Here is a 19,322-nt window from a genome sequence, read left to right as displayed (position 1 = left end):
TATGAGTTGGTCGCGTGAACGGAGCCTGGAGCGTATCGAGAAGGCTCGAGCATCGGTGCCACAGCATACGGTGGACGTGCGGACGCTCGACGCCAATTTCATTAGAGATCGTAGGGCGGAGGCCTCGGTTCTCAAGGCTGGCGGAGGGCGAGAGCAGGATCCGATTTTTAGCGTCAGGCCCTCTGAAGCCGTTCTCGTCGATGGGGTGCACGTCTACATTCAGCTGCTCGATTTCGCGAACGCCATGCTCGAGCAAGGCCGCGAGACCGAGGCTGGGCACAGCCGTGCACTCGGTATGCTTCACCTCGACTACTCCGTGTCGGATCGCATTGCTGAGCATTTTGAGGCGCAGAGGGTCGATTACCACGGCTCGCGCATGCACGCGGTGATTGTCACGCCCGCCGGACCGGAAGGGCGTCGAGAGCGCGCGCTCAAGGCTCTGGCATTCGCCGATGCTCTGAAGCGAACCGTCGAGGAGGCATCCAGTGCCTCCAGCGGCCTACAGAATTATGCGACGCGTGTTCGTATTGGTCTCGATTCCGGTTTGGCTGTCGCCGTCAACAGCGGAAGAGGAAGCGAGCCCGAGCCCCTGTTCCTCGGCAACCCGGCAAACTACGCAGCAAAGCTCGCAGACGGTGACCAGCCTGGCATCTTTGCAAGCGACAGGGTTCGAGCTGAAGCTGGGCTTCCCTTGTTGCGATCTGGTCTCTTGGACGAGAAGCTGGATCCGCTTTCGGTCGTACGGCTCGGCCAGCTTGGTGGCGGATTATCTGTACCAAACGTTTACGCATTGACCGATCTCGAAGTCAGGTCCGCGGCTGCTGACGCCCGCCAGGCGCTTCGGAGCGCTCCAGTCTTCACTTATCGGCAGTTCACCCCTCCTTTGGCTCCCCTTCTCTTTGACGAACTGTCTCCGTCGCGGTCGATCAGGATGCCGCTGGCATCGATCTTCGCAGATATCGATGGCTTCACTGCGTATGTATCCCGATGCATCGCGGAGCAGCGAACCCGGGAAATGGTCGCGAACCTGCATGTGATCCGCAAGGAGATGGCGGCGGTCCTTCGTGCAGATTTTCAGGGACGGAAGGTCCGTTTCATCGGTGACTGTCTCCACGGTCTAGTGGCCGAGGGAACCGCGTACGAAGTGGACGAGGCGTCGACCGTCAAGTCCGCCGTCCATGCGGCGGCCGGCCTGCGGTCGAGCTTTGACCTGTGCCGCGAGGTGTTGCCGGGTATCGGCGAATTGGGTCTCGCGATTGGCATTGAGCTCGGGACTACTCCCATCACCCGGCTGGGCCTCCGCGGAGCACGCAGCGTTCGGTGCGCCGTCAGCAAGGCTGTGTCCGCCTCCGAGCGCCTCCAGTCGCTGCTCGATGGGAGACAGACCGCATTGGGCCCGCGGGCTCTTGCCAAGACCAACACCGAGGTTCGACGCCTCTTCGACGACAGCGGTGCGGCCTCGGGGCTGGACTACGCGGTCGCGACACGGTTGCAAGCGCCGGCTATTCGGCGTTCACCTCTTACCGAGGGACTCGTCGGTTCGACCGCCGAAGCGAATGCCGCTCCTCCGGTGAATAAGGGTGGATCGAACACCTTTGGTTGACGGTCTCAAGGCAATCAGCGAGCGGGCCCGGTCTGCCTTGCGCGACTGGATCGTAACGGATCCGGATGCGCGGCCGCTTAGGTCCTCGGAGCTCAAGAGGTATGCCGATCGCGACATTCTAGACGGGTGGCGTGTCTGGATGCCTGTCAACTCTCGTGAACGAGGCTTCGATATTCTGGTGCCGTCGACCACGCCCTGGGCACCGGTCAGGGTTGCCCTGTCGGATCCCCCGAGCGCACTCACGTGGCCCCATGTGGAAGAGGATGGTGTCCTTTGCCTTGCACCGGCGGCGGCAACCTATGACACCACCGATCCAGTCGCAGTCGCCAGACATCTCCTCGGCGAGGGGGTTCGCCTTGTTGAGCGTATCGAGCGAGGCGAACTACGGGGCGACTTCGAGGCTGAGTTCATCAGCTACTGGTCACGAGGGCAGCGCAAGCCAGATAGCTTTCGGATCCTGAGCCTCTGCGATCCGCGGGGGCCGACCCGCGTCGTCCACTCCTTCTTCATTCGGAACGGCGTGGTGCTGGCTGAGAGCGAAGAGGAAATCATCACCTGGGTCTCCCGCTGGGGAGGTGACCCGCAGAGGTCTGCTATTGGCGCCGCGCCCTTCATTCAGCTGGCGAAGCTTCCGTCGCCCGGGCTGTTCCCCAGCAATCTTGCCATGCTGGCGGCGATGGGTGGCGGCACTGGAGCGGTTGCGGAGGTTATCGAAAGCGCGCAGATCGACATCGCTGACCAAGCGGTGGTCATACTTGGCGCACCCGCCATATCCGGCCAAGCGCTGTTTGGGATCCATTTTCCCAGATGGAGTATCGGCCGTCGACCGCATAAAGGCGCAACGCAAGCCGGATTCCGTCCCGGAAGCCCACAACTTCTTAGAGCACGGCGCACGTACTCTCATTCCCGCCCGACGGTCCGGGTCCATGTCGACCGCATCGATGGGGAGTGGATCCATGGAAGGGGACGTGATGAGACGTCGCGCCGACTATCCAGGAAATCCGCTGCCTTCATAGGGTGCGGCTCGCTGGGCTCGCCTGCAATCGAGATGCTAGCTCGCGCTGGTGTTGGACGCCTCCTGCTTGTAGACCCAGACCAGCTTGACTGGTCGAACCTGGGGCGGCACGTACTCGGAGCGAGGTCAATTGGCAAAAATAAAGCTAAAGAGATGGCAAATAAACTGAAATCAGATTTGCCACATCTTCACGAACTCAACTTCGAAGAGATAAAAATTGAGGATCTCCTGCTCAGAGATCCAGACGCATTATGCCGATATGATCTCATTATAACTACCACTGGGGACTGGGCCGGCAACAGCTTTTTATCGGACTGGCATCGCGCAACGACCGGCGCGCCTCCCTTACTGTGTGCATGGTCCGAGCCCCATGCTCTTGCCGGACATGCTTTGCTGATAACCGATGGCGTTGAGCTCAGAGACGCGTTCCATTGGGACGGCACGCCACGGTTTACTGTAACAGCCTGGAGTGACGAGCAATCGATGCGCGAACCGGCCTGCGGCGTGACGTACCAGCCATACGGTCCGATCGAGATTGGTCGGGTGGCCGCTCTCGCGGCGGACCTGGCGGTGGAAACGCTGCTTAGTGAGCATCCATGCCCCACCCACCGGATTTGGGCGTCGACCAGATCCCGCATAGAATCTGCGGGTGGCAGTTGCACGGCTGAATGGCTAGCGCTCTCAATCGGACCTCATACCGGCGGCTTCGCGGAAATGGGATGGAATTATGCCCAGTCCGCCTGAGGACTCACTCGCGTACGCTGTCGGAGGTGGTCAGATGGTCATACTCCATCGTGACGTCCTGTCGGTCTTCGACGCTCATCGACAAAGGCGCTCGCGAGACGCTGAGGCAGGCGGACAACTTTTTGCGGATTTCAGTAACGGAGAGGTCGCGATCCGAGTAGCTACTGAACCGCGTCCAACGGATCGTCGCAGCAGGTTCAGATTCGTTGCTGATCGGAAAGCCGAGCAGCAAGAGATCTTCAAGCAGCATACGCTGGGCTACCATTATGTTGGAGATTGGCACACTCACCCAGAAGACGTCCCAGATCCCTCGGAGATCGATGCCACGACGTCATCGAGCATTTTTCGGGAATCGACGCACCGTCTGAACGCAATTCTTCTCATCATTGTTGGTCGGAAGCCATTCCCCGAAGGTCTCTACGTCGGATTGACGGACGGCATAAGTCTGATGTCGTTAGTTCCAAGGGCGTCTACATAAGAAAATGAGGAGCAGTGGACGTATATTCAACTATAACTAAAACCATGTCCATCATTCGAAACATCGGAGAAGAATATGATTGATCGATTTCTAGGTGACAAGGGACGGCGGTTGCGGGTCGATACCATGGCCCTTCAAAAATTTGTTGGCGGCGACCGACGCCTGGCAGAGAAGCTTGCCGACAATGTTGAGATGCTGGCTGTCCCGGCGGGAACCATACTCATAGAACAAGGGGCTGATGACAATGATATGTACCTAATCTTCTCAGGAACTTTCGATGTGCTGATCAACAAGCGAAAGATGGGGATACGCGGGCCAACAGATCATATCGGGGAGATGGCTGCAATACAGCCAACCCAAAAGCGCTCCGCGACCCTAATTGCTAATGTCGACGCCATCGTCGCAAAACTCACCGAGGAGAAACTCGCGGAAATTGCAACAGAGTTCCCGAGTGTTTATCGATCGATCGCTCAGGAACTGGCGAAGCGTCTTATTGAACGAAACAAGACGATCGGATCATTTCGGAATGAGGTTCGCATATTTATAATTTCTTCGGCGGAGGCGCGACACATTGCACAGGCCGTCCAGATGGCGCTTGCTCACGAATACCCACTCACAACTGTTTGGACAGACGGTGTATTCAAGGTCGCTAGCTATACGATCGAAGCACTCGAAGCTATGATCGAAGACTCCGACTTTGCAGTTGCTATCGCCCACGCTGATGACCTAACAGAGAGTCGCGGTAAAGACTGGCCCAGTCCCAGAGATAATGTGATATTCGAGCTGGGTCTCTTCATGGGACGGCTTGGTCGGGCGCGTGCTATTCTAATGGAGCCTCGACATGAGAAGGTAAAGCTGCCGAGCGATTTGACCGGAATTACCACGATTACCTATCGGTACGAAGCTGGTAAAGATGCAGCCACCCTTCTGGCTCCGGCCTGCACCGCACTAAGGGACCACATCGCGCGGCTCGGCCCATATAATGGATAGGCATTTTTCTCTATTCGACAATTTTGGATATGAAGTCTTGAGATCTCAATCCGCTTGACGAGGCACGACGGTCATCTCAATCCGGAACTAGAGAATCTTAAATCAGCGATCGAATAACACAGGCGACCGTAAGCAATGCTATCAGCGGGGGTTTACGGGATGGAGTGCGAGCACAAGGTCGTGGCTGACGAGGTCGCCGGACTGAAACGTCGTCTGGACGAGTTCATTCTGAAGGCAGAGCGAGCAGATCAGTGGATTCACCGGCACGACATCGTCACCGAGCACGTCCACCTCTATCTCCGGACGGAAGCGCGCGTCGTCCCCGATTCCCAGGAAGTGGCGGCGCGCGCCTTCACTCTTGCCGATATCCAGATCACCGAGGCGTATCGCGGCCGCGGCATCCTGCACCTTGCGCTGGCTTGGCTCGAGCAGCGCCGGCCGCTCGACGGCATCTGTGTCGAGAACGTGGTCAATGAACGGCTCGCTGGCTTCCTGGAGCGTCGGGGCTACACCAAGATCCCTTGGAGATTGGTGGATCCCGGCCACTATTCCTGGTGGCGTCGAAACACGCCCGGAGCCTCGCCTACCTGAGTGCCGTTCTTACCGAGGTTTCGATCGGACACCCGTTACTTTGAACCACTTGTTGCCGCGCGCCGGGTGCAAGTAGTCGAGCTTAGTGCAGCGTAAGCTGATCGGTCGGCTGGATCGGGTTCGAGATCGCGGATGTGAGGCCGACGCAGCGCCGATTGCCGTCGCGGTTGTACGCTTCGAGGATCTGGAGCGACAGTCGGTTTCGGATGTGTTCTGAGGTTCGGGCTGACCGAAGAGAACCGGGCGCTGCGGGGGTTGAGCGCTGTCCGGTGTCGGGACTCCGCTGCAGTGGCCGGAAATGGCGCCCTTCAGCCGGACTGGCCGACAGGGATCGCATCCGAGGCTACCTAGCCACACCTACGGAAGGTGCTCTCGTCGACCACAGCTACCCAATACCGTCTCGGTGGAGTCCCCCAGGAGCGCGGCTCTAGCACACCATCGAACTCGAATACGTCTGTTGGTTCTAGACAAAACACTGTCACCAGCATGCCGGTTCGGAATGCCAGTTCATCTTCACTCGAAGGTATCCATACGGCGCCATCTGGGTCGCAGGTGTTGAAATCCACGCCGAGGCGCAACTTTGTTGTCATCGGCCGATGGTCCTCTCGGGCCTGGATCGTGTCAATCTGGTAGAAATCGTTGGTGCGTTCCGGGGAGCCGGTGACGATCAAAAGGGGCGATGGATCGCCTTTGGGGCGCCTGCGGTCATGACCTCTTCGGAGAGGCGTCTGCGACGGCCGGTTTGAGGTGCCTTGGCCGAGCATGGTCGGCCGAAAACGCCAGGTTCCGCAGGTTCGGTCGATGTCCGCTATCGGGACGGGTGGTGGATGACCGCATATGGCGCACCCCGGCCGGTGCCGGGCCGATACGGGGGCGGGAAGCGGTGCTTGGATCGCCAGCGGAACCCGTCGCGATGGTGCCGCGAGCTGATGTCCCGCATCGCCCGCGAGGGTCGCGGCGTGGGCGGCCTGCGTCAGGCGTCGAGCCACATCTGAAGAAGCTCCATCCGCGATATGAACCCACCGTCGTCCCGCTGGATGTGGTGTACGTGGTTCCCGGATGTCTCGATGGCGTATGCCGCCCGAATGACGTCGGCCTCGGTCTCTCGCTCGGTCGACAGCAGCGGCTGCTCAGGCTGGCCGGAATGCGCCGAGTACCAAATCATGAACGGCATGATCGATCTGGAATCCAATGACAGATGCTAGTTGTGCAGATCTGGCGCCTGCCAGCTCCGCTCCGGCGGCAGTTTCGGCGTCGTGTTCTGACTCAGGGCATGGAAGTAGCTGTGGACGAAGACGCGCACCGCGCCCGAGAGGTTCCCCTTGGCCGGAAGATGATCCCATATTCGCGAGACAAGGTCGTTCAGCCTCAGGTTCTCGCGCCGGAGAATTTCATCGAGCGCGTCCCAGAATGCCTCTTCCAGACGGATGCTCGATCGCGCTCCACCAACCGTCACATTGCGTGTTCTTGAAGCGGGAACCGTCTGGTCTGCCGAGACATAGAGAATCGCGTCGCCACTGCCAGTCGATCTGTTCATGCGAATCCGCTAAATTTTCGATGATTTTAGGTAATAAATTTCTTGATGCCGGGCAGGTTAATTTCTCGACTGTAACAGCAGATCTTATTCCTGTCACTGCTGACGGTTCGGCCTACGCTCATGAGGCCCGAGGCTTCGGGCGAGAGCCGGCGGCGCCGGCGCTCGGCCCGCTCAGCCGCAGGTCAGGCGGCGGCCTGGACCGCGGAGAGCTTCCATTCGGCGCGGTTCTTCCGGGCGAAGGTCCAGATCTCGACGGTCTCGGTCGGCCGGTCGGCGTCGCCCTCGACGATCCGCCCGGTCGCCCGGTCGCGCGTGGCGTCGACGCTCGAATACCGCATCGCGACGGTCGCATAGTCGGTGTCGCCCTCGCGCCAAGCCTCGGCCAGGTCGCCCTGCAGCAGGCGGACCGCCGACACCTCGTTGCGCACGCCGCGGGTCGCGTTCTCGCCCAGCTCCTCGGCGAAATACGACATCACCTCCGGGGTCGTGCGGGCGCGCAGCCCCGCGAAGTCCTCGGCGCTGTAGCGGGCCTGGATCTCGCCGAGCAGCCGCTCGAAGGCGTCGAAATCCGGGCCGGCGAGGCCGACCTCGTCCCGCGCCCCGGCCCGCGGCGCGGCGCCCCCGGCCGGCCGGGCGCTGTCCGCCGGCCCCGGGGCGTGGGCGCCGGCGGCCCCGCGGTTCATCATCGACATCCCCGGCCCGGCATAGGCGGGACGGCCGGCCCGCCCGAACAGGCGCCGGACCGCCATCACGGCGAGGACGACCAGCCCGATCTGCAGCACCAGCCCGATCAGCCCGGCGGCGCCGCCGAAGCCGTGGCCGAGCAGCATGCCGAGGAGGCCGCCGAACGCCAGCCCGCCGAGGATGCCGCCGAAGCCGCCGAACCGGCCGGCCGCGGGGCTTTGCACGCCGGCCGCCGGCCGGGCCTGGCCCGGCTGGGCGGCCTGGGCCTGCGGCGTCATCGACCGGTCGATCGGCGCGGCGGTGCCGGGGGCGGTGGGCGTGGCCGGCGGCGCCTGGTAGGTCCGCACGCCGCGGCTGCCGATGCCGCCCGAGTTCACGCGCCGGGCGTCGGCCTGGTCGACGGCGGCCAGGAGCACGCCCAGCCCGAGGACGAGGCTGGCGGCGATTCTGCCGATGCGGCTGCGGAAGGGGCTCATCTGCGGTCCGGGACCCATGCTGTTGCCAGTGCCCGTCCCATATGGGGATCCGCGCTTCCGATTCGAGGGGCGCCCGCGGGGGAACCCCGGCCCGGGCGCGGCGCCGCAGCCTTCGTCAGCGTCGGCGCTGCCCTTGCGGCGGCCGGCCGACGCCCGAGGTCGCGGGCCGCTCCCGGCTGGGCATCGGCCTCCGTTTCGTTCGTTCGCTTTTTGTTCTTGACGCGATGCCGCATCGCGTGGCATTGTTCAGGCACAGTCAGAGAGTTGCGCCCGCCCGGCACCGCCGCGGCGGGCGCTTTCGTTCCGGCAACCGGATGGAGGCGGGGGGCGGCATGGCGAAGACTCCGATCAGACCGAACCGAAGGCAGCGCCGCTTCGCCTGGTTCCATGTCCGCCTCGGCAACGGCGCCGAGGCGGTGCGGCGGGCGGGATACACGCGATCCGACCCCAAGGACTATGCGGCGAAGCTGCTGCTGAAGCCCCATGTCCTGATCCTCGCCCTGCAGCTGGACGAGCGGCGGCGGCTGCGGCGGCTGCCGGTGGCGGCGGGCGGGGTGCCGCTTCTGCTCGGGAAGATCAGGAGAGCCTGCAGGACGTGCCTGCCCGAGCAGCAGAAGGAGCTGGCGCGGCATCACGAGCGGCTGCAGCGCCTGCCGCCCGCAGCCGAGGCCGCGCCCATGCTGTACGCGCCGGCCCTGCCGCCGCTGGAGCTGGCGCCGGTGTTCGAAAGGCTGCAGCGGCCGTCCCGCTACAAGGGGGCGTATGGCGGCCGCGGCTCCGGCAAGTCGCACGCCTTCGCCGAGCTGCTGGTGCGGCGCTGCGTCGAGGCAGCGCCGGTGCGGGCGGTGTGCATCCGCGAGGTGCAGCGGTCGCTGGACCAGTCGGTCAAGCGGCTGATCGAGGACAAGATCCGGGACCTCGGCGTCGGCGGCCATTTCAAGGTGCAGCAGGCGCAGATCCTGACGCCGGGCGGCCGGATCATCTTCCAGGGCATGCAGAACCACACGGCGGAGTCGATCAAGTCGCTGGAAGGCTACGACATCGCCTGGGTGGAGGAGGCGCAGTCGCTGTCGGCCCGCAGCCTGGAACTGCTGCGCCCGACCCTCCGCAAGCCCGGATCGGAGCTGTGGTTCTCCTGGAACCCGACCCGGCCGAACGACCCGGTGGACGTGCTGTTCCGCGGCGGCCCGCCGCCGCCCGATTGCGAGCTGGTGCAGGCCAACCATTCGGACAACCCGCATTTCCCGGAGGTGCTGAAGGCCGAGATGGAATGGGACCGGGCGCGCGACCCGGACAAGCACCAGCATGTCTGGCTCGGCGGCTATCGCCGGGTCAGCGAGGCGCGGGTGTTCACCAACTGGAAGGTGGAGGCGTTCGAGGCGCCGGCCGGCGCCCGCTTCCTGTTCGGCGCCGACTGGGGGTTCAGCGTCGACCCGACGGTGCTGGTGCGCTGCTTCGTGCAGGGGCGGACGCTGTTCGTCGACCACGAGGCCTATCAGGCCGGCTGCGAGATCGACCGCACGCCCGCCCTGTTCGACACCATCCCGGGGGCGCGGAGATGGCCGATCATCGCCGACGGCGCCCGGCCGGAGACGATCAGCTACATGCAGCGCCACGGCTTCGGCAACCTCAAGGCCGCGGTGAAGGGGGCGGGGTCGGTGGAGGAGGGCGTCGCCTTCCTGCAGAGCCACGACATCCTGGTGCATCCGCGCTGCCGGCACCTGATCGACGAGCTGGCGCTCTACAGCTACCGGACCGACCCGCACACCGGCGAGCTGCAGCGGCGGCTCGAGGACCAAGGGAACCACGCCATCGACGCCCTGCGCTACGCCGTCGAGGGGCAGAGGCGCAGCACTTACGACACCTCGATGAAGTGGGTCTGAGAGACCGTTCGGAAATGCACCTGGCCGCGGCCGGTCGCTGACCGGACCGGGACGAGGCCGGCCCGCCGGTGATAGGATCCTTCACGGATCGGGCTGCCGGAGGGGCGTCTCGCGCACGCAGGACGGCATGGGCCCGACCCAATGCCGATGCCCGGCCGGAGCTGATATGGAAGAGACGGACGATCTGCATGCAGAGGCGATGTCGGCCGCCAATCTCGGCGACCTGCGCGGCCTCCTGTCCTCACCGCCGGAGGGCTGGTGCTGGTGCGTCGCCTGGGAGGTTCCGAGCTGGAGCGGCTGGACGGACCGCACGGCCGACATGAACCGCGCCCTGCGGGAGCGCCTCTGGTCGGAGGGCCAGTACCACGGCTTCCTGTTCTATGTCGGCCGGCAGCCGGTGGGATGGTGTCGGGTCGGTCCGACCTCGGCCTGGCCGAAGCTCTGCCGCGAGCGGGGCGTGCCGCCGGCCGATGACGTCTATGCCTTCACCTGCTTCGGCCTGCGCCCGGAATTCAGGAAGAGGGGACTCACCCATGCCTTCCTGCAGCAGGTCCTGGACGGCTTGCGGTCGCGCGGCATCCGCAGGGTCGTCGCCTTTCCGAAGCACTCCGGGCAGGTACCCCGGGACGGAGAGCTTTGGAATGGACCTCTCGGCCTCTACAGGAAGGCTGGATTCTCGATCACCCGACCGTCTGATCGCTTCTACATGGCTTCTCTGGCCCTCTGATCGGGCCGCAGGGCCATGCCGCCGCCGGCACCGCTGATCCCGTCGCCTAAACCCGGCTGAGGACGCCCCGGAGCGGCCGGGGCTGGTGGTCGGGGGGCAGCGCGAGGACGAAGAGGCCAGCGTAGCGCAGCTTCCGGCGCGCGCCCGCGCCGAGGAAGCGGCGGACCTGATCGTCGAAGCCAGCGTCCCGCCATGCCGCCTGCCGCTGGAGCGTGCGGAAGGAAGCGAGGTCGCCTTCTTCCGCCAGGATCGCTTCGATGGCGTCGCGCCCGACCGCGCGAATCAGCTCGTCCTCCAGGTCGCGGTCGCACACGAAGAAGCCCTCGGCCTCGAGCTGGCTGCGCGACTCGGGCGGCACGAAGCCGGCCCGCGCCAGCGCGCGGCAGACGTGCCGCTCCTCGGCGGCATCGCACAGGCCGCCGACGCGCAGCCCGGCGCCGGCCGGGCCGAAACGGGCCAGGAACCCCGACACCGACCGGACGCCGCCGACCGGCACCACGACCACGCCTTCCGCAGCCAGGTCCCTGGCCTCGAGGCTCGCCAGGGTCTCGACCGCGATCTGATCGCTGATCCCCTCGACCAGCACGACGGACCGGGCATGCCGGGCGCGCTCCAGAGCATCCGCGGTGGCCCGGAGCGGAGCATCGGTCCCGCTCGCATATCCGGGAACGGACAGCTCCCGGCGGCGGCGTCGCGCGCCGCGGCTTGCCGGCCGAGCCGGCGCCGCATCTGCAACTCTATCGGCCAACCCAGTCATCCCTGCAATCCCACAGGCTCCGCGATCGTACACATCCCGGAGGGCCCCGGCCACGGATGCGGCGGCGATCGGCCCCGCACAAAATGTTCTCTTTTTGTTCTTGACGCGATGCCGCATCGCGTGGCATCATTCAGGCACAGTCAGAGAGTTGCGCCCGCCCGGCACCGCCGCGGTGGGCGCTGTCGTTTCGGAGGCGAATTTCGGAGGCCAGCCTTGTTCCTGGATACGCTGACCAACCTCGTCGCCGGGCTGTTCACCGCCAAGGACAAGCTGGCGCATGACCGCTTCGGCCTGGTGCTGCAGGACCGCGGACAGCTCGACGCCGCCTATCGCGGCGACTGGATCGCCCGCAAGGTGATCGACGTGCCGCCCTTCGACATGACCCGGGAATGGCGGCGCTGGCACGCCGCGCCGGACCAGATCGCGGCGATCGAGGCGGAGGAGGCGCGGCTCGGCGTCCAGCGCAAGGTGGCGCGGGCGCTGCGCCTGGCCCGGCTCTATGGCGGCGCCGCCCTGGTGCTAGGCGCCGGCGACGGCGATCCTTCGCAGCCGCTGCCGCCGCTCGGCCGCGGGGCCCTGCGCTATCTGCACGTCATGCACCGCTGGGAGATCGCGCCCGGCGAGATCGACCGCGACGTGCTGTCGCCCGGCTTCGGCGAGCCCGGCTGGTACCAGGTCGCCTCGGCCGGCAGGACCGGGCAGGGCGGCGTGCGGCTGCATCCGAGCCGGGTGGTGCGCCTGTCCGGCGCCGAGCTGCCGGACGGGGCCGGCGCCGACGGCTGGGGCGACAGCGTGCTGCAGGCGGTGGCGGACGCGATCCGCCAGGCCGGCCTCGCTGCCCAGGGCGTGGCCACGCTGATCCACGAGGCCAAGCTCGACGTCATCCGCATCCCGCAGCTGACGCAGAGCCTGGCCCAGGCGGACTATGCCAAGGCGCTGCTGGAGCGCTTCCCCCTGGCGAACACGATGAAGGGCCTGGTGAACGCCCTGGTGATCGACAAAGAGGAGGAATGGGACCGCAAGCAGCTGAGCTTCGCCCAGCTGCCCGAGGTCATGCAGCAGTATCTGCAGATCGCCGCCGGCGCCGCCGACATCCCGGCCACCCGCCTGCTGGGCCAGGCACCGGCCGGGCTGAACGCCACGGGCGAGAGCGACATCCGCAACTATTACGACCGGATCGCGGCGGAGCAGCGGGTGACGCTGGGCCCGGCGCTGCGCCGGCTGGACGAGGCGCTGATCCTGAGCGCGCTCGGCACCCGCCCGCCGGAGATCCGGTACGAATGGGCGCCCTTGTGGCAGCTGGGGGCGGGGGAGGCGGCGGCGATCGGCAAGACCAAGGCCGAGACCAGCTCGCTCTACGCCGCGTCCGGGCTGATCCCGCCCGAGGTGCTGGCCCGGGCCGTGCGCAACCAGGTGGTCGAGGACGGCGCGTATCCCGGCATCGAGGCGGCCTATGGCGGGGCAGGAGAGGGGGCGGAGACGGCCGCCTGACGGCGGGTTTTCAACCGCATCGCAATGGAGATCCCATGCTCATCACCGACACGGTGACGCTGGTCGGCGACCGGCGCACCACGCAGGACGGCTATCTGGTCGCGGCCGCCCGCATCGCCCGCACCGGCGTCCAGACCTACAGCGGCGCCGAGATGGGGCGCACCGACCTTGCCGCCGTCCGGGTCTGGCGGCCGGAGGAGGAGGTGTTCGCCGCCGACGCCCTGGCGTCGATGGCGCATCGCCCGGTCACGCTCGACCATCCGGCCGAGCCGGTCACGGCCGCGAACTGGAAGGTGCACAGCGTCGGCCAGGTCGGCGGCGAGGTGGCGCGCGACGGCGACTATGTCCGCGTGCCGCTGGTGCTGATGGACCGGGCCGCAATCGATGCCGTCACTGCCGGCAAGCGGCAGCTCAGCGTCGGCTACGCGGCCGAGATCGACTGGACGCCCGGCACCACGCCGGCGGGCGAGCCCTATGACGCCGTGCAGCGCCGGATCCGCGCCAACCATCTGGCCGTGGTCGACGCCGCCCGCGCCGGCCCGGCCTGCCGCATCGGCGACGCCTGGAGCGCCGCCGCGCCGGTCGCGCCCACTGCGCCGGCGGACGAGGTCGCGGCGCTGCGGGCCGCGCTCGAGGCCAAGGACGGCGAGATCGCCGCCCTGACCGCCCGGCTGCACGACGCCGAGCTGACCCCGGCGCGGCTGGACGAGGCGGTGGCGGCCCGCGCCCTGCTGCTGGCCGAGGCCCGGCGGATCGGCGGCCAGGATCTCGCGGTCGACGGCCTCGGCGAGGCCGGGATCCGCCGCGCCGCGGTGGCCGCCCGGATCGGCGACGCCGCCGCCCGGGAGATGAGCGACGCCGCGATCGAAGGCGCCTTCCGGGTGCTGGCCGCCCCGGCCGGCCCCGCCCGGCCCGACCCGCTGCGGCAGGCCCTGGCCGGGCGGCCGTCCACCGGCGACGCCCGGGCCGAGGCGCTGCGCCGGCGTGACGCCCGCCTGGCCGGTGCCTGGAGAGCCCCCACCGCGGCTTGAGCCCCCACCCATCGCAGAAAGGAGAGACGGACATGGCCGTCGTTCAGACCAGCTACAGCGAGACCATGCGCCCGGCGACCGCCGGCATGATCGCCAACCTGACCAATGCCGATGCGGACAGCCGCATCGTCGAGACCGCCGCCGGCATCGGCTTCGGCCTCGCGGTCGGCCAGGGCGCCGCCGCCAAGGGGGCCGTGCTCGGCGCCGCCGCGGCGGCCGGCTTCGTCGGCATCTCGATCCGCGACGTCGTTCTCGACCCGGCCGACAACGACACCTACCGGCAGGGCGCCGGCATCGCGGTGCTCACCGAGGGCGACATCTGGGTCGTGACCGGCGGCGCCGTCACGGCGGGAGACGCCGTGGTGTTCGAGGCGGCGACCGGCATCCTGTCCAGCCTGCCGGCCGACTCCACCCATTTCGCCATCGCCGGCGCCCGCTGGATGACCGCGGCCGCCGGCGGCGGCCTTGCCGTCCTGCGGCTGGGCGGCGCGCTGCCGTCCGCCTGAGACGACCATCCGATCGCCCAGCCTTTCCAAGGAGCTTTCCATGTTCGCATTCGACGCCCAGCAGGCGCTGGGCTTCCTCGTCGCGCAGACCAGCCAGATCGAGGCGCAGGTCTACGAGATCCAGTATCCGGACATCCAGTATCCGGCCCTGGTGCCGGTCGACACCTCGGCCAATCCCTGGGCCAGCAGCGTCACCTTCTTCTCCACCGACCGGTTCGGCCAGGCCGAGTGGGTCAGCCACCTGGCCAAGGACATCCCGCTGGCGGATGTCGAGCGCGCGCAACATGACCGACCGATCGAGATGGCGGCGATCGGGTACCGCTATACGCTGCAGGAGCTGGGCCAGGCGATGATGGTGCCGGGCACCAACCTGTCGGCGGACCGGGCGGCGGCGGCCGTCCGCGCCTATGAGGAGTTCATGGACGGCCTCGCCCTGCGCGGCGTGCCGCCGAGCGGCGTCGCCAAGGGCTGGACCGGCCTGATCAACGACCCGAACGTCAGCGCCGGCCCGGTCGACAATGACGGCGCCGGAGCCTCCACCCGCTGGGCGGACAAGACCCCGGAGCAGATCCTGCGCGACGTCAACGCGCTGCTGACCGGCGTCTACGAGGAGTCGCTCACGGTGGAGCTGGCGGACACGCTGCTGCTGCCGATCGACCGGTTCACCCACCTGGCCGACACGCCGCGCAGCGGCTCGAGCGATCTGACCATCCTCGAATATCTGCGGCGCAGCAACACCTATACCGCGATCACCGGCTCGCCCCTGACCATCCGCGCGGTGCGCGGACTGGAGACTGCCGGCGCCGGCAGCACCGCGCGCATGGCCGCCTATCGCCGCGATCCGCAGGTGGTGAAGCTGCATCTGCCGATGCCGCACCAGTTCCTGGCGCCGTCGCAGTCCGGGCCGCTGGCCTTCGACGTGCCGGGCATCTTCCGCACCGGCGGGATCGAGATCCGGCGGCCGAAGGCTTTCCGCTACGGCGACGGCATCTGATACGCACGGTCGTTGCCCATCGCCTCAGCGTCATCATGCGGCCCGGCTTGTCCGGGATGTGGCGATCCAGGGGCCGGTGCCGCTGGATCGCCGCGTCGCGTCGTTCCTCGCGATGACGGAAGACGTGCCGGGAACTCGGACCAGACAGCAATGGAGAACCGTTGATGCGCGTCACCAACATCGCGCCCGGGCCGCGCTTCCTCCGTGCGCAGGGCCGAGCGCGACTGCTCGAGCCGGGCGAGACCGCCGAGCTCGACCTGACCGAGGCCGAGGCCGCCAATGTTCGGCGGCAGGTCGAGGCCGGGGAGCTGGCCTGGGGGGCCGAGCCGCCGGCGGGCGCCGGGCCGAAAGTGGTGCATCGGGGCTTCGGCCGGCACTACATCATCGGCCCCGGCGGCGAGGATCTGGCCGGCCCGCTGCGGAAGGAGCAGGCCGCGGCGGAACTGGACCGGCGGCTGGGGCAGGGAGGCTGACGATGGACCGTCCCGCCCCTGCCGATCTCAAGGCCCGCTTCCCGGGCTTCGCCACCGTCGCCGACGCCATCGTGCAGGCCGCGCTCGACGAGGCGGCGCTGCAGGTCGGCGAGACCTGGGCCAGCGAGGCGGATGCCCGGCTCGGCCGGCTGCTCCTCGCCGCCCATGTCCTGACCCTGGACGGGCAGGGCAGCGGCGCCGAGGCCGCAGCGGCGGCGGCCGGCGGGTTCCGCCGGATGCGCAGCGGCGCGCTGGAGCTGGAGCGGCCCGACACGGCCGATGCCGGCCCCGGTGCGCTTGATTCGACCGGTTACGGCCGTCGCTTCCTCGAACTGATGCGGCGCAACGTCCCGGCCGTGACGGTGGTGTAGCCATGTCCCTGCTCGACGGACCCCTGCAGGCGGTTTTCGGCACCGCCTTCGCGCCGCTGCTGCCGGACGGCATGCTGCATGTCGCTGCCAAGGATGCGGATGGCCAGGTGATCCTGCCGCCGATCTTCGCCGATATCCCGGTCAAGGGCCATCGCGACCAGGCCGGCGACCGGCAGCGGGCTGATTGGGGGATCCCCGACCGGGCGGTGCGGCTGATCGTGCTGCAGGCCGGTGTCGCCGCGGCCCCCACCGTAGATGACGAGATCACCCTGACCGGGGGCCGATGGCGGATCAGCGCGGTCGAGCGCGACCCGGCCGGCGCGGCCTGGATCCTGACCGGAGTGCCCGCCCGATGATCCGGATCGCCGGGATCGACCGTCACCTCCAGCGCTTGACGCGGAGGGCCAAGTCCGTCCGCCAGGAGGTCGGCAAAGCCGTGGTAGTTGCGGCGGAACTGGTCGCGGCGGAGGCCGTGGCCAGCATCACGGCCGACTGGATCAGCGGGCCGGACCACATCCCGTCCAAGCCCGGCGAACCGCCGAATGCCGATACCGGCCGGCTGCACGGCGCGATCGACGTCGTGCGCCGGGGCGAGCTGGCGGCCGATGTGGTCTCGGCCGCGCCCTATGCCGATCTCGAATTCGGCACCGCGCGCGTGGCGGCCCGTCCTTACCTTCGGCCGGCCACCGCGAAGAAGCGGCAGGACGCGGTCGCGCTGATCGTCCAGGCCGTCCGTCGAGGCCGGGCGGTCGAGTGAAGCCGCCATGCCGCGGGGTTGCGCCCGCAAGGAGGTTGACCATGCCCTGGTTCTGTTTCACCGCCGATTTCGATTTCCGGCCGTCGCGGCGCCTTGTCCTGGCCTACCGGGCGGGAGCGACGCTGCTGGTCCCGACCGCCGCGGCCGAGGCGGCGGAGGCCGCCGGCGCCGGCCGGCGCGTGGCCAAGCCGGACCCGCGGGTGGGGGCCGAGCATGAGCGGCCGTGACCTGTCCGGCCCGCTGCGGCGCGCCGTGGTCGCGGCGCTGCAGGCCGACCCCGGCGTGGCTGCCCTGGCCGGCGGGCGGGTCTATGACCATGTCCCGGCCGCGCCGGCCTATCCCTTCCTGCGCTGCACAACCACGATCGCGTCGCCCTGGGAGGCGACAGGCAGCGTGCAGGGCAGCCTGATCCGGCTGCAGGTCGACGCCTTCGCCAAGGGATACGGCCGCGCCTCGGCGGAGCCGCTGGCGGCGGCCACGGTCGCAGCGCTGGACGAGGCCGATCTCGCCGTCCCCGACGGCTCGCTGGTGTCGCTGCAATGGCGGCAGACACGGATGCTCGACGACCCCGCGGAGCAGGGCGTCGTCCACGCCGTGATCGAGTTCGACGCCATCGCAGCGTCGTAGCGCCGCTTTCCCATCCATGCCGGTCCCCGGCATGCCCGGCCCCGCCGTCGCGCGGGGTCTTTTCGTTCGAGGAGATTCCGATGGCCCAGGCCAAGACCTTCCGCTTTTCCGACGTCATGATCCTGCTCGGCGACGGGGCGACCCCGACCGAGGTCTTCGCCGCACCCTGCGGCCTGACCGAGCTGGGCATGACAATCGCCAGCGACACCAACGAAAGCATCATCCCGGACTGCGACAACCCGGATGACCCGGCCTGGAAGATCACCGACATCACCGCGCTGCAGATGACGCTGAGCGGCCAGGGCGTGCTCGACCGCGCCGCCCGCAGGACCTGGGAGGACTGGGCCTTCACCGGCAGCGAGAAGACCGTGCGCTGGGTGTACGACGTCACGGCGGCGGATTTCGGCGGCTATTATCAGGCGCCTGCGATCCTGACCAGCTACCAGGTCACCGCCCAGCGCGGGCAGCGGGCGACGGTGCAGATCGCCATCACCCTGAACGGCAAGCCGGCCTGGACGGCCGCCGTCTGATGCCGGGCCAGCCGAACATCGCCGCCGAGGTCGAGCTGAAATGGGCGGACGGCACCTATCTGTTCGCCCTCAAGCTGAAGCAAATCGAAGAACTGCAGCGGCTGTGCAATGCGGGGCTGGGCGAGATCGCCCAGCGCCTGCTGGTCCAGCGGCGCTGGTATGTCGCCGACATCGTCGAGACCATCCGGCTGGGCCTGGTCGGCGGCGGCCTGCCGGCGGTGCGGGCGCGGGAACTGGTCGACACCTATGTCGAAGGCCACCCGCTGGCCGACCCGCGCGACCCGGCCAATCCGCTGGCGACGGCGCAGGCGATCCTCATGGCCGCCTATTTCGGCGTCGCCGAGGCGGCGGAGGAGCCGGAGGGAAAAGCCGAGGCCGCGGCGGACGACGGGACGGATGGATCGACGTCGCGGCCTTCACCGGACAGGCTCTCGCGATCGGCCTCTCGCCGTTCGACATCGGGCGCATGAGCCTGGCCGAGTTCCTGCTGGCCGGCCGGGCCTATGCCCGGATCGTGGATCCGGCCGGCGCCCCGGCCGCGGCGCCGCCGCTCGACGAGGTCTTCGACGAGATGCTGGCCCGAGCGCGGGAGAATGGGTTCCTGGCGGGATGAAGGCCTGACGGCGTCGTCGGCCGGCGGTCAGCGGCAGAGATCGTTGACCACGGTGACGCTGTCGTCGAGCACCTTCAGCCTGCCGTCGAAACCTTCAGACAACGCGGAGGAGATGCCGTGCAGCCGCTCGATCACGGTCTCGATGCCCCGGAATTCATCCTTGGCGAACCCCTCGTACCTGACCTGGAGAGCCATGACCTTGCCGGCCAAGATCGCCGGCAGCGCCAGGAGCGATTTCTGCTGCTCCAGCACCGTCTTTTCGAACGTGGTCGTGTTGTTGATCAGCGTCCTGAGGGTCGCGCATTGCTGCGGCGTGGCGGCAGCAGAGGCGGAGAAGGGGAAAACGATCACCGCCGACAGAATGGCCAGACAGACAGCGCCGACAGCACCAAATCTCTCCCTGAAGTTGCAAGTCATGAATTATGTCCCCCAAAAATAGAAGTT

At 67.4% G+C, this 19,322-nt stretch carries 25 protein-coding genes; 20 read left to right on the top strand and 5 right to left on the bottom strand.

The window, feature by feature from the left end; genetic code table 11:
- Nucleotide 1: 1 nt before the first annotated feature.
- From LG391_RS13540 to LG391_RS13520, 5 genes are all read left to right on the top strand, one after another.
- Nucleotides 2-1,603: an adenylate/guanylate cyclase domain-containing protein gene (locus LG391_RS13540; RefSeq protein WP_225768529.1), complete on the top strand. Its 1,602-nt coding sequence runs from the start codon at nucleotides 2-4 to the stop codon at nucleotides 1,601-1,603.
- On the top strand, nucleotides 1,596-3,362 hold the full coding sequence (locus LG391_RS13535; protein ID WP_225768528.1) for a ThiF family adenylyltransferase: 1,767 nt from the start codon (nucleotides 1,596-1,598) through the stop codon (nucleotides 3,360-3,362). The genes LG391_RS13540 and LG391_RS13535 overlap by 8 nt, the downstream gene beginning before the upstream one ends.
- A complete protein-coding gene (locus LG391_RS35035; protein ID WP_374200745.1) occupies nucleotides 3,346-3,840 on the top strand; it encodes a Mov34/MPN/PAD-1 family protein in 495 nt (164 codons plus the stop codon). The genes LG391_RS13535 and LG391_RS35035 overlap by 17 nt, the downstream gene beginning before the upstream one ends.
- 75 nt (nucleotides 3,841-3,915) lie before the next feature.
- Nucleotides 3,916-4,830: a TIR domain-containing protein gene (locus LG391_RS13525; protein WP_225768526.1), complete on the top strand. Its 915-nt coding sequence runs from the start codon at nucleotides 3,916-3,918 to the stop codon at nucleotides 4,828-4,830.
- A gap of 180 nt (nucleotides 4,831-5,010) precedes the next feature.
- Nucleotides 5,011-5,421: a hypothetical protein gene (locus LG391_RS13520; RefSeq protein WP_225768525.1), complete on the top strand. Its 411-nt coding sequence runs from the start codon at nucleotides 5,011-5,013 to the stop codon at nucleotides 5,419-5,421.
- Between the two features lie 973 nt (nucleotides 5,422-6,394).
- Here LG391_RS13520 and LG391_RS13515 read toward each other — a convergent pair.
- From LG391_RS13515 to LG391_RS13505, 3 genes are all read right to left on the bottom strand, one after another.
- Nucleotides 6,395-6,595: a hypothetical protein gene (locus tag LG391_RS13515; protein ID WP_225768524.1), complete on the bottom strand. Its 201-nt coding sequence runs from the start codon at nucleotides 6,593-6,595 to the stop codon at nucleotides 6,395-6,397.
- Nucleotides 6,596-6,622: 27 nt separating this feature from the next.
- A complete protein-coding gene (locus LG391_RS13510; protein ID WP_225768523.1) occupies nucleotides 6,623-6,958 on the bottom strand; it encodes a ribbon-helix-helix domain-containing protein in 336 nt (111 codons plus the stop codon).
- Nucleotides 6,959-7,140: 182 nt separating this feature from the next.
- Nucleotides 7,141-8,118 carry a TIM44-like domain-containing protein gene (locus tag LG391_RS13505; RefSeq protein WP_225768522.1) on the bottom strand — a complete coding sequence of 326 codons (978 nt, stop codon included), beginning with the start codon at nucleotides 8,116-8,118 and terminating at the stop codon, nucleotides 7,141-7,143.
- A gap of 332 nt (nucleotides 8,119-8,450) precedes the next feature.
- Here LG391_RS13505 and LG391_RS13500 point away from each other — a divergent pair, with 332 nt between their 5' ends.
- Together LG391_RS13500 and LG391_RS13495 are read left to right on the top strand one after the other, a co-directional pair.
- Complete coding sequence (locus LG391_RS13500; RefSeq protein ID WP_225768521.1) at nucleotides 8,451-10,001, top strand: PBSX family phage terminase large subunit; 1,551 nt, start codon at nucleotides 8,451-8,453, stop codon at nucleotides 9,999-10,001.
- A gap of 166 nt (nucleotides 10,002-10,167) precedes the next feature.
- On the top strand, nucleotides 10,168-10,728 hold the full coding sequence (locus LG391_RS13495; RefSeq protein ID WP_225768520.1) for a GNAT family N-acetyltransferase: 561 nt from the start codon (nucleotides 10,168-10,170) through the stop codon (nucleotides 10,726-10,728).
- A gap of 46 nt (nucleotides 10,729-10,774) precedes the next feature.
- On the opposite strand, the gene LG391_RS13490 is transcribed toward LG391_RS13495, so the two are convergent.
- Nucleotides 10,775-11,314, bottom strand: a complete 540-nt coding sequence (locus LG391_RS13490; RefSeq protein ID WP_225768519.1) for a TOPRIM nucleotidyl transferase/hydrolase domain-containing protein — start codon at nucleotides 11,312-11,314, stop codon at nucleotides 10,775-10,777.
- A gap of 384 nt (nucleotides 11,315-11,698) precedes the next feature.
- On the opposite strand from LG391_RS13490, the gene LG391_RS13485 reads away from it, so the two are divergent.
- From LG391_RS13485 to LG391_RS13425, 13 genes are all read left to right on the top strand, one after another.
- On the top strand, nucleotides 11,699-12,976 hold the full coding sequence (locus LG391_RS13485; RefSeq protein ID WP_225768518.1) for a DUF1073 domain-containing protein: 1,278 nt from the start codon (nucleotides 11,699-11,701) through the stop codon (nucleotides 12,974-12,976).
- A gap of 35 nt (nucleotides 12,977-13,011) precedes the next feature.
- On the top strand, nucleotides 13,012-14,007 hold the full coding sequence (locus tag LG391_RS13480; protein ID WP_225768517.1) for a DUF2213 domain-containing protein: 996 nt from the start codon (nucleotides 13,012-13,014) through the stop codon (nucleotides 14,005-14,007).
- Between the two features lie 32 nt (nucleotides 14,008-14,039).
- Nucleotides 14,040-14,513, top strand: coding sequence for a hypothetical protein (locus tag LG391_RS13475; protein ID WP_225768516.1), 474 nt, complete (start codon nucleotides 14,040-14,042; stop codon nucleotides 14,511-14,513).
- Nucleotides 14,514-14,553: 40 nt separating this feature from the next.
- Nucleotides 14,554-15,507: a DUF2184 domain-containing protein gene (locus LG391_RS13470; protein ID WP_225768515.1), complete on the top strand. Its 954-nt coding sequence runs from the start codon at nucleotides 14,554-14,556 to the stop codon at nucleotides 15,505-15,507.
- Between the two features lie 164 nt (nucleotides 15,508-15,671).
- Nucleotides 15,672-15,980: a hypothetical protein gene (locus tag LG391_RS13465; protein ID WP_225768514.1), complete on the top strand. Its 309-nt coding sequence runs from the start codon at nucleotides 15,672-15,674 to the stop codon at nucleotides 15,978-15,980.
- 2 nt (nucleotides 15,981-15,982) lie between these two features.
- Complete coding sequence (locus LG391_RS13460) at nucleotides 15,983-16,351, top strand: DUF4054 domain-containing protein (protein WP_225768513.1); 369 nt, start codon at nucleotides 15,983-15,985, stop codon at nucleotides 16,349-16,351.
- Nucleotides 16,352-16,353: 2 nt separating this feature from the next.
- A complete protein-coding gene (locus tag LG391_RS13455; protein WP_225768512.1) occupies nucleotides 16,354-16,707 on the top strand; it encodes a hypothetical protein in 354 nt (117 codons plus the stop codon).
- Complete coding sequence (locus tag LG391_RS13450; protein ID WP_225768511.1) at nucleotides 16,704-17,108, top strand: HK97 gp10 family phage protein; 405 nt, start codon at nucleotides 16,704-16,706, stop codon at nucleotides 17,106-17,108. The genes LG391_RS13455 and LG391_RS13450 overlap by 4 nt, the downstream gene beginning before the upstream one ends.
- A 41-nt stretch (nucleotides 17,109-17,149) precedes the next feature.
- The gene (locus LG391_RS13445; RefSeq protein WP_225768510.1) at nucleotides 17,150-17,335 is read left to right on the top strand and encodes a hypothetical protein; all 186 of its coding nucleotides are present in this window, start codon (nucleotides 17,150-17,152) and stop codon (nucleotides 17,333-17,335) included.
- The gene (locus tag LG391_RS13440) at nucleotides 17,322-17,735 is read left to right on the top strand and encodes a DUF3168 domain-containing protein (protein ID WP_225768509.1); all 414 of its coding nucleotides are present in this window, start codon (nucleotides 17,322-17,324) and stop codon (nucleotides 17,733-17,735) included. Before LG391_RS13445 ends, LG391_RS13440 begins: the two co-directional genes overlap by 14 nt.
- Before the next feature lie 80 nt (nucleotides 17,736-17,815).
- Nucleotides 17,816-18,265 carry a phage tail tube protein gene (locus LG391_RS13435; protein ID WP_225768508.1) on the top strand — a complete coding sequence of 150 codons (450 nt, stop codon included), beginning with the start codon at nucleotides 17,816-17,818 and terminating at the stop codon, nucleotides 18,263-18,265.
- Nucleotides 18,265-18,735 carry a gene transfer agent family protein gene (locus LG391_RS13430; RefSeq protein WP_225768507.1) on the top strand — a complete coding sequence of 157 codons (471 nt, stop codon included), beginning with the start codon at nucleotides 18,265-18,267 and terminating at the stop codon, nucleotides 18,733-18,735. The genes LG391_RS13435 and LG391_RS13430 overlap by 1 nt, the downstream gene beginning before the upstream one ends.
- Nucleotides 18,732-18,878 carry a hypothetical protein gene (locus LG391_RS13425; protein WP_225768506.1) on the top strand — a complete coding sequence of 49 codons (147 nt, stop codon included), beginning with the start codon at nucleotides 18,732-18,734 and terminating at the stop codon, nucleotides 18,876-18,878. The genes LG391_RS13430 and LG391_RS13425 overlap by 4 nt, the downstream gene beginning before the upstream one ends.
- A gap of 27 nt (nucleotides 18,879-18,905) precedes the next feature.
- Here the strand turns inward: LG391_RS13425 and LG391_RS13420 are convergent, their stop codons facing one another.
- The gene (locus LG391_RS13420) at nucleotides 18,906-19,295 is read right to left on the bottom strand and encodes a hypothetical protein (RefSeq protein ID WP_225768505.1); all 390 of its coding nucleotides are present in this window, start codon (nucleotides 19,293-19,295) and stop codon (nucleotides 18,906-18,908) included.
- Nucleotides 19,296-19,322 lie beyond the last annotated feature (27 nt).

This window comes from Inquilinus sp. Marseille-Q2685, assembly GCF_916619195.1.
In the GTDB taxonomy this organism is placed as follows: Bacteria; Pseudomonadota; Alphaproteobacteria; order DSM-16000; family Inquilinaceae; genus Inquilinus.
The sequence above is the reverse complement of the archived record's forward strand: the minus strand, read 5'-3'. Positions and strand labels throughout refer to the sequence as shown.